The following is a 14,537-nucleotide window of genomic DNA, read 5'->3' as shown; positions in this document are numbered from 1 at the left end:
GACATTGATGGCATTACATCCGGCAACACCACATGCGGGCATCGTTTCCTTGCATCAGATGCTTTTTCTGTCACATCCTTCGATGATTACGAGGCGAAGCTAAAGCGCGCAAATGTAGTCCTGCGCGCCAATGAGCGCGCCGAAGCGATCTGGCATGACGCTACGCACCAAGCCTTTGCGCTGGGCTTTGAAGTGGTCGAAGACCGCGGGCTTCTGGCAGAGGTAGCAGGGCTTGTCGAATGGCCTGTTGTCCTGCTTGGTCACATTGATGACGCCTTCTTGGGACTGCCACCGGAGGTGCTGCAAACCTCTATGAAAGAGCATCAGAAGTTCTTTTCCGTCCGCAATCCAAAGACCGCCCGGATTGAGCGTTTCGTGACAGTCGCCAACATGGAAACCGCCGATCAGGGCGCGACCATTCTGGCAGGCAACCAAAATGTGCTCTCGGCACGTTTGGCCGACGCGAAGTTCTTTTGGGAGAACGATCTGCGCACCGTTGAGCGGCAGGGGATGAAAGCTTGGACGGATCAGCTTTGCAATGTGACGTTCCATGCGAAACTTGGGTCGCAAGCGGAGCGGATTGACCGCATCGCTGCTTTGGCGCGCGAAATTGCGCCTGCGGTGGGTGCAAAACCCGATCTGGCAGAAGAGGCCGCGCGGATTGCCAAGGCTGATTTGGCATCAGAGATGGTCTATGAATTCCCCGAATTGCAGGGGGTGATGGGGCGGTATTATGCACAGGCCGCCGGACATGACGATGGCGTGCCGGAAGCCTGCGAAGAACATTATTCGCCGTTGGGACCGTCGGACGAAGTGCCTACTGCGCCGATCTCTGTCGCTGTCGCCTTGGCGGATAAGATCGACACGCTGACGGGGTTCTGGGCGATTGATGAGAAGCCGACAGGCAGCAAAGATCCGTTTGCGCTGCGTCGGGCTGCGCTGGGGGTTATTCGTTTGGTCTTGGAGAATGAACTTCGCTTTTCACAGATGGATGTCCTGAAGTCAGCAGCGAGAGGGCACCCACAACCTCTTGCAAGCACTCTTGAAGGTGCTGCTCACCCCATACTTGAAGAAGGGGGCGATCCGAGTTGGTTTGTTGCCCGTGGTCTAATCGATTTCTTCCACGACCGCCTCAAAGTCTACCTCAAGGACAAGGGTATCCGTTACGATATCATCGATGCCTGCATCGCAATGCCGGGCAACGACGACCTGACCCTTTTGGTCAAACGGGCAGAGGCATTGGCCGATACGCTGGCCACCGATGACGGTGAAAACCTGCTGCAAGGCTTCAAACGCGCCAACAACATCCTAACCCAAGCGGAAAGCAAAGACGGGGTCGAATACTCCTACGGGGCGGATATCAAATTCGCGGAAAGCGACGCTGAAAAGGCGCTTTTTGCGGCGCTTGATGCTGCAAATGCAGAAATTTCGCCCGCGATGGCTGCTGAAGATTTCAGCGTTGCCATGGGCGCAATGGCGAAATTACGGGCACCAATTGATGCATTTTTCACCGATGTGCAGGTCAATGCAGACAGTGAGTTACTCCGCCGGAACCGGCTTAACTTGTTGTCTCGCATCAGAAATATCTGTTTGAGTGTTGCCGATCTGACTAAAATCGAAGGCTAGCCATAAAAACTGTAAAGTTATGTGTACACCCGGCGGCCATGTCTTCTATGCTGCGCCTACATAATAGATCGGTGCCGCAGTGCAGCAACAGATGCCATTTGGTCCTTTGACCCTGATTACCCCGACAGCCGCAATGTCATCGGCTGTGCACGGCGGTCGTGCGAAATGCCTCCAGCGCTTGGTGCGTCTGGAAATGCCGGTGCCTGTGACCGTGGCGTTGTCATTTGATGCCGTTCACAACGTCGCATTGGGCAATATGCCGGACATGGACGCGCTCTTGGCGCCATTTGGCGATGCGCCGCTTTTATCGGTGCGTCCGTCCAGTCAGGACCCTGATTGGGGTGGGCCAAGCGCGGTTTTGAATGTCGGGATGAATGATGCCCGTTATGCGGAGCTGATTAACTATATCGGCGAAGAAGCGGCGACGCGCTCTTACATGCGCTTTGTGCAATCCTATGCCGTTCATGTGGCCCGTCTGGACCCCGACGAATTTCACCTGCCCGAATACTTCGATGCCGCAAGCTTGCGTGAGATGATGGATACCTATGAAGCTGAGACAGACGCGCTGTTTCCGCAGGACCCCGCCGTGCAGCTTTCCGAAGTGCTGCGGGCGATGGCGCGCGCGTGGGATGGTACGACCGCGCGTTTGTTGCGTCAGGCCAAGGGCGCGCCAGCTGACGCCGGATTGGGCTTGGTCGTGCAGGCGATGACCGCTGGGCGCAATGATGGCGCTTGCGGCAAGGGCGTGATCCAGTTTGTCAATGGCACGACTGGCGCACCGCAAATCACAGGCCGGTTCGCGCGCGGCTGGCAGGCGGAAATCCGCGATGTGGGAAATGATGTGGGAAATGACGGGCAGGGGCAGTTCTACATCACCCGGGATCCGCGCGGTAAATCGCTTGAGGAGATTTACCCCGAGGTTTTCGCACAATTGGTCCGCTACGGTGATTTGTGCCGCAAAAGCTTGCGCGAGGAAATGGAAGTGAAGTTCACGCTTGAAGACGGGCGGTTGATGATCCTTGATGCGGTGCGTGTTCAGCGCTCTGCGCGGGCATCTGTGAAGATTGCCGTTGCCTTGGCCGAAGATCAGATCATCCCGCGCGAAGAAGCTGTCATGCGCGTCGAACCAGCGGCGTTGTCAGAATTGCTGCACCGTCAGGTCGATCCGCGCGCACCGCGTGATGTGATCGTGCGTGGTATCGCTGCAAGCCCGGGTGCCGCGTCGGGTCGGATTGTTCTGACTGCAAATGAAGCACAGGCCAGTGCCGCGCGCGGTGACGCTTGCATTTTGGTACGCCGTGAAACAACGCCAGAGGATATTCGCGGGATGCACGCTGCAAATGCTGTCCTGACGATGCGCGGCGGCGTGACCAGCCATGCGGCCGTGATTGGCCGTGGATTGGGCCTGCCTTGTGTCGTTGGCGCATCTGACTTGACGATCGATCGCAAAACCAACAAGATCATTGGCCTCGACGGTCGCAGCTTTGCTGCCGGTGATATGATTACCGTCGATGGCACAACCGGTCAGGTCCTCACGGGTGAGCCGCCGATGCTTGAGGCCTCGCTTGATGGGTCGTTTGGGACATTGCTCGAATGGGCAGATGAATTTCGCGATATTGGCGTGCGCGCGAATGCGGACACGCCCGCAGACGCGCAGACTGCCCGCAACTTTGCCGCCGAGGGTATCGGCCTTTGCCGGACCGAGCATATGTTTTTCGAAGGTGACCGGCTTGGTGTCATGCGCGAGATGATCTTTGCCGAAGACAGTGACGACCGCCGTGCCGTGCTTGACCGCTTGCTGCCCATGCAACGCGCCGATTTCGAAGCACTGTTTGAGATCATGGTCGGCAAAACCGTGTGTGTCCGTCTCTTTGATCCGCCGTTGCATGAATTCCTGCCGTCAAACAAAGCCGGCCTTCGGGATTTGGCCGCACAGGTCGCGCTGCCCTTGCCCGAAGTGACAGAGCGCGTTGCGGCAATGGCCGAATACAACCCCATGTTGGGAATGCGCGGCGTCCGGCTCGGGATCGCCATCCCAGAGATTTACGACATGCAGGCCCAGGCGATCTTTGAGGCGATGGCAACTGTGCGTGAAAAGGGCATTGAGATCTCCGTCGATATTATGATCCCGCTGGTCAGTGCCATGCGTGAGGTTGAACTTGTCAAAGCCCGCGTCGATGGGATCGCACATGCCGTCCGCACCAAGCATAGGGTTGATTTTGACTACCAGCTTGGCGTGATGGTCGAAACGCCGCGCGCGGCTTTGCGTGCGCAGGACATCGCCGAACATGCCGCGTTTTTGTCTTTCGGAACCAATGACCTTACCCAGATGACCTATGGCCTGTCACGCGACGACGCGGGCCGCTTTATGTCGTCCTATGTGCAGCAAGGCGTCTATGCGGAGGACCCGTTCCATACCTTGGATCTTGAAGGCGTAGGTGAACTGATTGCCCTTGGTGCAGAGCGCGGCCGCAAGGGACGTCCGGATGTTGTCTTATCGATCTGCGGTGAACATGGCGGCAGCCGCTCCGCGATCGCCTTTTGTCGCGCACATGGGTTTGACTACGTCTCCTGTTCACCATTTCGTGTTCCGGTGGCCCGCCTGACAGCTGCACAATTGACCCTTGCAGAGCGGGTATGATCCTCATGCAAGTCCATATTATGTGGGAAAAATCACTGTTTTCTTGCATTTTTGCACCAAATATGGGACATCCGACGCGGCGAGGTGTGGCGGTTTTGCCGACACATGGCCGCAAGGGGTAGACGCAAGGGGTTTGATCCCTTAGGGACCGCTCCGCTAGCGTAGGGCAATCTGCGCCGTTCCTGGGTGGGATATGTTATGAAGTTGACGACTGTTATCGCAGCCATTTCAGTGGCTCTTTTGTCTATCGGCGTGTCCGTGGCCACCGCTGGCTCTACGGACGATGAAATTGCATCCGGTTTGGGTGCCGTTCTGGGTCAGGAGCGCGCCGCACTATCTGACATCCCCGAAGAACGTCTGCGCATGTTGGCAAGTGCGCCAAGCACCGGAGATGACACTGACGTCATCGAGACCGGCATCATCTATGACCGTGATTTTCTGGCAGAGCAGCCCGCCGCAACAGGCGGCGCGCAATGGGAATGCCTTGCCGAGGCCCTCTACTTTGAGGCCCGTGGTGAATCCGTGCGCGGTATGTTTGCGGTAGGTGAGGTGATCTTGAACCGGGTCGCAAGCGACAACTTCCCCGATACGCCTTGCGAGGTGATAAATCAGGGCACAGGGCGCAAGTATCAGTGCCAGTTTACCTATACCTGTGATGGCCGTGCCGAGACCATCACCGAACCCCGCTCTTGGGAGCGTGTCGGCAAGGTTGCACGGTTCTTGATGGATGGCGCACCGCTTGCGCTGACTGGTGGGGCGACGCATTACCACACCAAAGCGGTCAACCCGTCCTGGGCACAGCGCTATCCGCGCACGGCCAGCATCGGATCGCATTACTTTTACCGCCAACCGGTGCGTACAGCGTCCAACTAAGTCGCATCGGGCGGTATCCGCGTCGCCACTGACGCTTGCTGCTTTGCTGCGACGCATGTATTCGGGCGCCGTAACTCTTTGTGCCGGAACACCCGATGACAGATGATATCCGCCTCGCTTTTGCCCACCCAAGTGAACGCGCGGAGGCAAGCAGCCAGACGCCCTGCGACCGTATTTCATTGCGTGACTACGTGGTGGAAGTCGAAATTGGTGCGTTCCAGCAGGAACGTGGCACTTTGCAACGGGTGCGCTTCAATGTCGTCGTGGAGGTCCTGCCGCTCACCGGCCCCATTGACGATGACGTGGATCGGATTCTGTCGTATGACAAGGTAACAGAAGCTATCAGCGCTGAACTTGACGCCGAACGGATCAACCTTCTCGAAACCCTCGCGGCCCGCGTCGCAGAGCGTATTCTGCTTGAGCCGCAGGCGGAGCGCGTTTTTGTGCGCATCGAAAAGCTGGACCGCGGCCCGTTTTCCCTAGGTGTCGAAATCGTCCGGTCGCGCGACGGGGTCGATCTTGCCGGACAGGAACATGTTGAACCCCCACGACCACGCATCGTTTTCATGTCGAATGCGGCTATCGCCGGACCGCATGTCAAAGCCTGGATAGATCAACTGGCTGCAATGAATGCCCCGCTGATTATTTGTGTTGGTGCCGCTGAGGTCGCCGCGCCGCAAGCGGGCAACGCTTTGGCGCAGCGGCGCATTGACCTGCTTGCGATTGAACAGAACGCCTGGGCTTTGGCCGCCCGTGATGGCCGCTGTATGGTAGTCGGGACGCGCACAGAGTTGGACTGGGCGTCAAAAAACGCGCAGATTTGCATTTGGGCGCCCTCGAAGATTGTCCTTGATGCCGTCGATGGCCCCTCTGCCAGCCCACGCGATGCGATGTCTCTGGTGGCGTGGTTTGCCCGCGAGATGAACGCGGAGGAACTCCTGGTAATCGGCGCAGAGCCGCCTCAAGCGGAGGTCCCTGTGCGTGCCGTGCGCGCTGATGCGGCATCTCTTGCATGACAGACTACTATCGTCCAGTTGCCCGTTTCGGCGAAGTACCAACACCGCAAAGCCTGCCGCTAGCGGGTGGTCTTTGCTGGTTTGACACGATTGCCGTGCATCAGCGCGACGGCGGCATCAGCCATATACCGGCCTCCGATGCGCCCAGTGATCTGTTGGAAAACCTGACGCGTCACCGCCCCCCGATAGCCGGTCTGGACATGAGCGTGCCGCATCTGATGGGCATCCTGAATGTCACGCCTGACAGCTTTTCTGATGGCGGGACTTTCAACGCGTCGGACACGGCGTTGCAGCGTGCCCGTGATATGCATGCGCAAGGGGCAACGATCATCGACGTTGGGGGCGAAAGCACCCGACCCGGAGCGGCAGAGGTGCCGGTCACGGAAGAAATCGCGCGCACAGCACCTGTCATCGCTGCGATCCGCGCGCAAAGCGACGTGCCGATCTCCATTGACACCCGCAAATCAATGGTCGCAGCGGCCGCCCTAGAGGCTGGTGCGAATTTGGTGAATGATGTCGCCGCGCTCACTCATGATCCCGCATTGGCTTCGGTCACGGCACAGGCGGGCGTGCCGGTCTGTGTGATGCACGCACAGGGTACGCCTCAAACGATGCAGAATGATCCGACCTATGAGGATGTGTTGCTGGATGTCTATGATTTCCTTGCCGAACGGGTCGCAGCCGCTGTTGAGGCTGGCATCCCGCGTGAGCGGATCGTTGTTGATCCCGGAATTGGTTTTGGCAAAACCGTTGCGCATAACCTGATCCTTTTGCGCGGAATTGCGCTATTCCACAGCCTTGGCTGCCCGGTCCTTCTGGGCGCCTCCCGCAAGCGCTTCATCGGTGTGATTGGCGGCGGAGACGGCGCCTTGAACCGTGTCAGCGGCTCAGTTGCTGTTGCCCTTTTTGCGGCACGTCGCGGGGTGCAATTCCTGCGGGTTCACGATATTGTCGAAACCAAACAGGCGTTGGATCTGGAATGGGCAATCGGCGGAGCAGCAATAACATGACACGAAAGTTTTTTGGCACCGACGGCGTGCGCGGCAGAGCAAATACATATCCGATGACCGCGGAGATGGCACTCAAGATCGGCGCTGCGGCGGGGCGATATTTCCGCAACGATGGCTCTAACGGGCATCGGGTCGTGATCGGCAAAGATACACGGCTGTCGGGCTATATGTTCGAAAATGCGCTGACGGCGGGTCTGACCAGTACCGGAATGAATGTGTTGTTGCTGGGGCCTGTTCCGACGCCTGCGGTTGGCTTGCTGACAACGTCCATGCGCGCGGATCTCGGCATCATGATCTCGGCCAGCCATAACCCGCACCACGACAATGGAATCAAGTTTTTCGGGCCAGACGGGTTTAAGCTTTCCGACGAAGCAGAAGCTGAAATCGAAACGCTGATCGCCAGCGAGATTGAACCGGTTCAGGCGCAAAATATCGGGCGCGCGCAGCGTATCGACGACGGCCGGTTTCGTTATGCTGAACGGATCAAATCTACATTTCCTGCCGGTATGCGCCTTGATGGTCTTAAGGTGGTAATTGACTGCGCGAATGGCGCAGCCCACCGCGTCGCGCCAGAAGTGCTTTGGGAACTGGGTGCAAAAGTGATCCCGATCGGCGTGAGCCCGGACGGTTTTAACATCAATGATTGTTGTGGGTCGACAAACACGGATGCCGCTGCTGCGAAAATAAAAGAGACTGGCGCGCATGTGGGCATCTCTCTTGATGGTGACGCGGACCGCGTGATGATTCTGGATGAAACCGGTGTTGTCTCCGATGGTGACCAGCTTATGGCGTTGATGGCAGGGCGTTGGGCAGATCGGGGGCGATTGAACGGCGGCACACTGGTGGCGACTGTGATGTCCAACCTGGGGTTGGAACGCCACCTGACGGCGCGTGGGCTGCGGCTTGAGCGGACAGGGGTCGGGGATCGCTATGTGGTCGCGGCCATGCGCGCCAACGGCTGGAACCTGGGCGGAGAGCAATCGGGCCACATCGTGATGACCGATTATGCAACCACCGGCGACGGGCTTTTGGCGGGGCTGCAATTTCTGACAGCAATGATAGAGACCGGCCAGCCCGCCAGCGCCTTGACCAGGCAATTTGAAACCGTACCCCAGATGCTCAAGAACGTGCGCTTTGCGGCGGGTCAGGATCCCCTCGGCGCGGACCGCGTCAAGCGCAGCATCGCGGATGCAGAAGCAAAGCTCGTCGGCTGCGGTCGCTTGCTGATCCGCAAATCCGGCACGGAGCCGCTGATCCGTGTGATGGCAGAATGCGAGGATGATGCGCTTCTGGCGCAGGTTGTGGAAGGGATCGTGGCCGAGGTCGAAGCGGCAGTCTAGCGCCAGAACAACCTTTTGAGGCTGAACCATTGGCTGACAACCAAGCCGACCATGATGATTGCGAGTGCCGCGAAAAACCGTAGCGGCAGCACTTCGCCAAGGACGATCACCCCGAAGACCATCGACCAGAGCGGCACCTGATAGTTCACAAGTGTCATAAAAACCGCCCCTGCGCTGCGGATCGTGGCAACCCGGATCAACGCCGCGAGCGCTGTCGGTATAAAGCCCAGGACGATAATCGCAATTGTCGGGCGCAATTCCCCCATTACCGGCACGCCCTCGATAAGCAACATGGCCGGGATCAAGGGGATCGCCCCGACTGTCAACAAAAGCGCCGCCATCACGAGCGGGTCAATCGGTGGACAACGGCGGGTCATGATGCTTGAAACCGCGTAGGAAATCGATGCAGCAATGCAGGCAAGTTGGCCCAAAGGCTCCCATCCTGTGCCAATCCGCAAAACGCCGGGGCCAACCAGAACGACGGCACCGAAGAACCCTAGAGTTACGCCCAAGGTCTTGCGCAGGACCAGCTTTTCATCAGTGAAAAAATGCGCAAGCGGCAAGACAAAAAGCGGCAGAACTGCCATTGAGATGCCCGCAAAAGCGGAGGGCACATATTGCTGACCCCAGCTCAGCAATGTAAAGGGAAGGGCTGTATTCAACAGCCCGATCACGACCAGATATTTGCTCAGGCGTGGCGTGAATACGGGCAGTGGACGTCTGAGCACTCCCATCAAGGCAAGCAGCGCCACCGCCCCCAATGTCGTGCGTGCGCTGGCGACGGTGAGCGGGCCGTAGTCTTCCAAGGCGATTGCGACGACCATGAATGTCGCCCCCCAGATCAAGCCGAGGGCGGCAATTGACAGCCAATTCCAAATTGTCGGGGCAGGGGCGCTCATTCTTCAACTTCTGTAATCTTGCGTCGGTGCTGTCTGATCGTTTTGCCATATAGGGGCAAGCGCTTTGAACCTTTGGCGTGGTTGCAGTCTTAGCACCTGGGGGCCAGCCCGGACCGCATACTGCGCGGCACGCATGAAAAATGGGCCGCGCAATGCTGCACGGCCCATCTCACCTCTGTCGTCAGAACTGCTTAATTCTTTGCCTTGTCGACCATTTTGCCTGCGGAAATCCAAGGCATCATGCCACGCAGCTTTTCGCCAACCTGCTCTATCTCATGCTCGTCATTGATGCGGCGTGTGGCCTTGAAGTAAGGCTGGCCAACAGCGTTTTCCTGCATGAAGTCGCGGACGAATTTGCCCGTTTGGATGTCTGTCAGCACGTCTTTCATGCGCTTCTTGGTCTCGCCGTAAGGCAAGATGCGTGGGCCAGAGACATATTCACCATATTCCGCTGTGTTGGAGATGGAGTAGTTCATGTTCGCGATGCCGCCCTCATAGATCAGGTCCACGATCAGCTTTGTCTCGTGCAGGCATTCGAAGTAGGCCATTTCTGGCTCGTAGCCGGCTTCGACCAATGTTTCAAATCCCATACGGATCAGTTCAACGATACCGCCGCAAAGCACGGCCTGCTCACCAAAGAGGTCGGTTTCGCATTCCTGACGGAAGTTCGTCTCAATAATGCCGGAACGTCCGCCGCCGATCGCAGAGCAATAGGACAGGCCGATTTCCATCGCCTTGCCGCTCTCGTCACGGTCCACGGCCACAAGGCAAGGCACGCCGCCGCCTTTGGTATATTCGCCGCGTACCGTGTGGCCGGGGCCCTTTGGCGCCATCATGATGACGTCAACGCCGGGCTTCGGCTCGATCAGGCCAAAGTGGACGTTCAGGCCGTGTGCGAATGCAATCGCGGAGCCGGGCTTGATATTGTCATGGACGTATTTCTTGTATGTCTCCGCCTGAAGCTCATCTGGCATCGTGAACATGATGACATCGCACCAGGCCGCAGCCTCGGCGATGCCCATGACTTCAAGACCTTCGCCTTCAGCCTTTGCCGCAGAAGGCGAGCCTTCGCGCAGGGCTACAACGAGGTTCTTAGCACCGCTGTCGCGCAGGTTCAGCGCGTGGGCGTGGCCTTGCGAGCCGTATCCGAGGATAGCTACTTTTTTGTCTTTAATCAGGTTCACATCGCAATCGCGATCATAGTAAACGCGCATAATCGTCGTCCCTCCGTATGGTGTTTCTGCTGCGTGTTATATCTTGTATCGCGTGTAATGTGAGTGCAGGAGTATGAGTTTTTTGGGCAAGATGATGATTGCTATGCGTTCAATAATAAAATATCAAAATTACTATGCTTGATGATGTTGATCGCCGATTATTGCGCCTGTTGCAGTCCGATCCAACCAGCGGCGTGCCTGAATTGGCCGGGGCTGTTGGATTTACCCCTGCGCGCGTTTCGCGCCGTCTCGACAGGTTGCGCGAAGATCGCGTTTTGCTCGGCACCCAGGCCCGCATCAGTTGGCAGGCCTTGGGGTATGCCGTGGCGGTAAGTTTACGCATTACGCTGGATAAGACAGTATCGCGCGCCTTTGATGACTTCATTTCAGCCGCCCGCGAGGTGCCTGAAGTCATCGAAATCCAGACCTTTCTGGGCCGCGTTGACGTGCGGCTGTCGGTGATTGCAAAGGATTTGCCGGACTATCAGCGAATTTACCGCGCCCGCATTCTGACATTGCCGCATGTCGCGGATATTGAGGCCTTGATGACCGTGGCTAGCGTTAAGTCGGACGAAAGCCTGCCGCTATGACGCTTGATGATCTTGATCGCTCCTTGCTGCGCGCTTTGGTTGTCAATGCCAATCAATCAACCAACCAACTGGGGCAAAAGTTGGGTCTTAGCCAGCCCGCGACATGGCGCCGGATGAGACGGCTTGAGGATGCAGGCGTGATTGCGGGCCGACATTTGATGCTGGACGCCGAGAAGGTGGGTTTTGGTGTCACGGTGTTTTTGGGGGTGAAGCTGGCGACGAAAGGCCGGGTCAGTCTTGAAGATTTTGAGCGCGCGATCGGTGCGATCCCGGAGGTGCAAACCGTCGATCACGTCTTGGGGCTTTATGACTATCGTTTGCGCGTCGTTGCCCGTGATCTCGCTGATTTTGAACGGGTGTTGCGGCGTCGTATTATGACGATGCCGGGCGTTGGCGATGTTGAAGCCAATGTCTTGCTGTCTGAAGAAAGGCGACCAGGGCCAATTTAATCAGGGCATATTAACCGAATTCTCAGTGTTGTGCGCGATCACCTCTTTCTGAAAGAGGAGTTATGATGCGATTTCATGTCACCAAGCTGCGCGATGTCGTGGTTGCAACGCTTTTGACGACGGTGGGTTGTATTCTGCTGGTTGAATTCCTGGTTTATGTTCTGGTTCAGGGGGCAGTTAAAACGGAAGCGTTGCGATTGGCCCCGATTATTGCGATTTTGACCGCTTTGCCGGTCAGTTTATTTATTTGGTCGCAGGTGCGACGAAACATGTCACTCAGCCTTGAATTGCAACGCTTGGTGGACCGTGACCGATTGACTGACGTGGCGACACGCGACTTCTTTTTTGCAAGGATGGCGGCCTTGCCGGACCGTTTCGGGGTCTCTTTGATGGTCGATATCGATCACTTCAAGATGGTGAACGATACCTATGGCCATCAAGCAGGCGATGCCGTGATTAGCCGCGTCGCGGAAATTTTGCGACAGCAAACACGCGCCAGTGATATTGTGTGCCGCTACGGCGGTGAGGAGTTTGTCATTTTCCTGTCCGATCAAGATCCAAATGCAGGATATGAAGTTGCTGAACGTATGCGAAAGGCGATCGACAGCGATATATTGGCGTTTCAGGATGAAGAGCTCCATGTCACTGTTTCAATTGGCGGGTCGCTCAAGGAAAGCCTTGCGGATGTGAACCTTGCGATCCTTCAGGCCGATGAGGCACTTCGCCGCGCGAAGACACTTGGCCGGAACCGGACTGTATTTTCCAAGCCGCCTAAGGCCGATCACCCTGCTGCGGTGGCCCAGGTTTCAACCAGCTGCAATGCTTGCGCCCAGTATACGAAGATAGACTTTGCTTTGTCGCAAGCTGCGCGATAGCCATAAGCCGACTGATATCAGGGAGGTTGTCATGGTTGGTGCGCAAACACAGGTTGATCCAGATGGTTTGATGGAGTTTTCGGTGGTTTTCACTGACCGATCTCTGAACCATATGTCTGCGATATTTCAGACAGTTATGACCGATATCTCAGGTATGCTGAGAGATGTCTACAACGCGGACCAAGTGGCGATTGTGCCCGGCGGTGGCACCTATGCAATGGAAGCGGTGGCCCGTCAGTTTGCGACGGATGCCCATGCTTTTGTTGTCCGCAACGGATGGTTCTCCTACCGCTGGAGTCAGATTTTCGAGGCTGGCAGATTTGCGTCAGAGACGACTGTCATGAAGGCGCGGCAGGCAGGAAATGACACGCGCGCGCCTTTTGCGCCGGCCCCGATTGCAGATGTTACGGCCGCGATAATTGCCGCGAAGCCTGATGTTGTCTTCGCACCACATGTAGAAACCTCTGCGGGGATTATTCTGCCCGACGATTACATTACTGCGCTCGCGGCGGCAGCCCATGAGGTTGGCGCGCTGATGGTGCTTGATTGCATCGCTTCTGGCTGTGCCTGGGTCGATATGAAAGCGACTGGCGTCGACGTGCTGATTTCCGCGCCACAAAAAGGCTGGTCCTCCACGCCAAGCGCGGGTCTTGTCATGTTGTCGACGCGCGCAGTGGCGCGCCTTGCGGAAACGACCTCAAATTCATTCACGGTTGATCTGAAAAAATGGCACAGCATCATGCAAGCCTATGAAAATGGTGGGCACGCTTATCATGCGACAATGCCCACCGACGGATTGCGCGCCTTCCGCGATACAATGCAGGAAACGAAAGACTTGGGCTTTGCCAAGCTCAAAGAGGCGCAATGGGTATTGGGCAATTCCGTCCGGCAAGTATTGGCGGAGAAAGGCATCCGATCGGTTGCGGCCGAAGGATTTGGCGCGCCCGGCGTGGTGGTCAGTTATACCGATGACCCTGACGTACAAAACGGCTCCAAATTCGCCGCTTTGGGGATGCAGATTGCGGCGGGTGTCCCGTTGCAATGTGATGAACCGGACGATTTCCGGACGTTCCGGTTGGGCCTGTTTGGATTGGACAAGCTTTATGATGTTGACGGCACGCTTGGGCGTTTGGTGCCGGTTCTGGACAAGGTGCTCTAACGGGCGCCAAGACCCATTTGCATCAACGTCCTGCGGATCGGCGCAATACCATAGAGCGTCTCAATACCCTTTGCGCGCAAGGCTTGCAGTCTGGGACTTCCTGCAATCGACGCACGGTTGAGCGCGTCAATGCCGGTAACCCGCAACCTGATGTCGGGGTGACGTTTGCGCGCATACGTGTCGAGTTGTGCGCGCGAACCGAGTGCCTTGGGGTCGGCCTGCGCCAACTCCAACAGGCAGGATAAATCCCGTAAAGACATGTTCAATCCCTGCGCACCAATGGGCGGCATGACATGGGCGGCCTCGGCCACAAGTGCCATACGCGGGGCCGTGAGTACCTGCGCAATTTGACTTACAATCGGCCAGACACTGCGCCGAGAGGCCAATTTGAGCGGTCCGAATAGCATCGCCGAGCGGTCGTTGGCAGCGGTTTCAAAGTCGTTTTCTGAGAGTGCGGCCAATCGTGAGACCTCCGCACCGCTTTGCATCCACACGACCGCAGAACACGGTTTGCCATCATGGTCGGGCAAAGGCACAAGCGTGAACGGGCCGCCAGAGCGGTGGACCTCCGTTGACACATTACTATGGGGTGCATCATGCGTGACGGCAAAGGTCAGCGCTTTCTGCCCGTAACGGGTTGTTTTTACACCGATCCCTGCTGCTTTTCGCACCGGCGAGCCGCGACCGTCGGCTCCTATGACGAGTTGGGCATCGACTTGGCTGCCATCATTCAGCGTCACGATTGCACCTGCGTCACGCGCCAGCATTGCGGAAAATCCGACGCCCGGGCGGAAGTCTACATTTGGCAGTTCAGCGATGCGCGCCACCATTTCCCGACGCAAAAG

Annotated in this window: 13 protein-coding genes; 10 read left to right on the top strand and 3 right to left on the bottom strand. The window is 57.3% G+C overall.

Annotated features, from left to right (window positions below; translation table 11 throughout):
• The 6 genes from glyS to glmM form a co-directional block, all read left to right on the top strand.
• A partial coding sequence (glyS, locus tag ACFDSS_RS09415) for a glycine--tRNA ligase subunit beta (protein WP_375255500.1) occupies positions 1-1,626 on the top strand: 1,626 nt, incomplete at its 5' end.
• Between the two features lie 91 nt (positions 1,627-1,717).
• Positions 1,718-4,267 (top strand): putative PEP-binding protein, encoded by a 2,550-nt coding sequence (locus ACFDSS_RS09410; protein ID WP_375255499.1) that lies wholly within the window; start codon positions 1,718-1,720, stop codon positions 4,265-4,267.
• A gap of 198 nt (positions 4,268-4,465) precedes the next feature.
• Positions 4,466-5,140 (top strand): cell wall hydrolase, encoded by a 675-nt coding sequence (locus ACFDSS_RS09405; protein WP_375255498.1) that lies wholly within the window; start codon positions 4,466-4,468, stop codon positions 5,138-5,140.
• A gap of 95 nt (positions 5,141-5,235) precedes the next feature.
• The gene (locus ACFDSS_RS09400) at positions 5,236-6,156 is read left to right on the top strand and encodes a dihydroneopterin aldolase (protein WP_375255497.1); all 921 of its coding nucleotides are present in this window, start codon (positions 5,236-5,238) and stop codon (positions 6,154-6,156) included.
• On the top strand, positions 6,153-7,166 hold the full coding sequence (gene folP / locus ACFDSS_RS09395) for a dihydropteroate synthase (protein ID WP_375255496.1): 1,014 nt from the start codon (positions 6,153-6,155) through the stop codon (positions 7,164-7,166). The genes ACFDSS_RS09400 and folP overlap by 4 nt, the downstream gene beginning before the upstream one ends.
• Positions 7,163-8,506, top strand: coding sequence for a phosphoglucosamine mutase (gene glmM, locus ACFDSS_RS09390; RefSeq protein WP_375255495.1), 1,344 nt, complete (start codon positions 7,163-7,165; stop codon positions 8,504-8,506). Before folP ends, glmM begins: the two co-directional genes overlap by 4 nt.
• Here glmM and ACFDSS_RS09385 read toward each other — a convergent pair.
• Together ACFDSS_RS09385 and ilvC are read right to left on the bottom strand one after the other, a co-directional pair.
• Positions 8,503-9,405: a DMT family transporter gene (locus ACFDSS_RS09385; protein WP_375255494.1), complete on the bottom strand. Its 903-nt coding sequence runs from the start codon at positions 9,403-9,405 to the stop codon at positions 8,503-8,505. The genes glmM and ACFDSS_RS09385 overlap by 4 nt on opposite strands.
• 191 nt (positions 9,406-9,596) lie before the next feature.
• Positions 9,597-10,619 carry a ketol-acid reductoisomerase gene (ilvC, locus tag ACFDSS_RS09380; RefSeq protein ID WP_375255493.1) on the bottom strand — a complete coding sequence of 341 codons (1,023 nt, stop codon included), beginning with the start codon at positions 10,617-10,619 and terminating at the stop codon, positions 9,597-9,599.
• A 134-nt stretch (positions 10,620-10,753) separates the two neighbouring features.
• On the opposite strand from ilvC, the gene ACFDSS_RS09375 reads away from it, so the two are divergent.
• The 4 genes from ACFDSS_RS09375 (at position 10,754) to ACFDSS_RS09360 (ending at position 13,692) form a co-directional block, all read left to right on the top strand.
• Positions 10,754-11,209, top strand: coding sequence for an Lrp/AsnC family transcriptional regulator (locus tag ACFDSS_RS09375; protein WP_375255492.1), 456 nt, complete (start codon positions 10,754-10,756; stop codon positions 11,207-11,209).
• Complete coding sequence (locus ACFDSS_RS09370; RefSeq protein ID WP_375255491.1) at positions 11,206-11,658, top strand: Lrp/AsnC family transcriptional regulator; 453 nt, start codon at positions 11,206-11,208, stop codon at positions 11,656-11,658. Before ACFDSS_RS09375 ends, ACFDSS_RS09370 begins: the two co-directional genes overlap by 4 nt.
• A 65-nt stretch (positions 11,659-11,723) precedes the next feature.
• Positions 11,724-12,533 carry a GGDEF domain-containing protein gene (locus ACFDSS_RS09365; protein WP_375255490.1) on the top strand — a complete coding sequence of 270 codons (810 nt, stop codon included), beginning with the start codon at positions 11,724-11,726 and terminating at the stop codon, positions 12,531-12,533.
• Positions 12,534-12,564: 31 nt separating this feature from the next.
• Complete coding sequence (locus ACFDSS_RS09360; protein ID WP_375255489.1) at positions 12,565-13,692, top strand: aminotransferase class V-fold PLP-dependent enzyme; 1,128 nt, start codon at positions 12,565-12,567, stop codon at positions 13,690-13,692.
• On the opposite strand, the gene ACFDSS_RS09355 is transcribed toward ACFDSS_RS09360, so the two are convergent.
• The coding region (locus tag ACFDSS_RS09355) for an FAD-dependent monooxygenase (RefSeq protein WP_375255488.1) at positions 13,689-14,537 on the bottom strand (849 nt) is incomplete at its 5' end. The genes ACFDSS_RS09360 and ACFDSS_RS09355 overlap by 4 nt on opposite strands.

It is taken from the genome of Yoonia sp. (assembly GCF_042093035.1).
Taxonomy (GTDB): Bacteria; Pseudomonadota; Alphaproteobacteria; order Rhodobacterales; family Rhodobacteraceae; genus Yoonia.
Note: the sequence above shows the minus strand (reverse complement) of the source record. Positions and strands in the feature narration are given on the sequence as shown.

Coding starts and splice junctions, on each gene's coding strand:
- ACFDSS_RS09370 (WP_375255491.1), top strand. CDS start 11,206: ATGACGCTTGATGATCTTGATCGCTCCTTGCTGCGCGCTTTGGTTGTC.
- ACFDSS_RS09385 (WP_375255494.1), bottom strand. CDS start 9,405: ATGAGCGCCCCTGCCCCGACAATTTGGAATTGGCTGTCAATTGCCGCC.
- ACFDSS_RS09360 (WP_375255489.1), top strand. CDS start 12,565: ATGGTTGGTGCGCAAACACAGGTTGATCCAGATGGTTTGATGGAGTTT.
- glmM (WP_375255495.1), top strand. CDS start 7,163: ATGACACGAAAGTTTTTTGGCACCGACGGCGTGCGCGGCAGAGCAAAT.
- ACFDSS_RS09400 (WP_375255497.1), top strand. CDS start 5,236: ATGACAGATGATATCCGCCTCGCTTTTGCCCACCCAAGTGAACGCGCG.
- ilvC (WP_375255493.1), bottom strand. CDS start 10,619: ATGCGCGTTTACTATGATCGCGATTGCGATGTGAACCTGATTAAAGAC.
- ACFDSS_RS09375 (WP_375255492.1), top strand. CDS start 10,754: ATGCTTGATGATGTTGATCGCCGATTATTGCGCCTGTTGCAGTCCGAT.
- ACFDSS_RS09405 (WP_375255498.1), top strand. CDS start 4,466: ATGAAGTTGACGACTGTTATCGCAGCCATTTCAGTGGCTCTTTTGTCT.
- ACFDSS_RS09410 (WP_375255499.1), top strand. CDS start 1,718: ATGCCATTTGGTCCTTTGACCCTGATTACCCCGACAGCCGCAATGTCA.
- folP (WP_375255496.1), top strand. CDS start 6,153: ATGACAGACTACTATCGTCCAGTTGCCCGTTTCGGCGAAGTACCAACA.
- ACFDSS_RS09365 (WP_375255490.1), top strand. CDS start 11,724: ATGCGATTTCATGTCACCAAGCTGCGCGATGTCGTGGTTGCAACGCTT.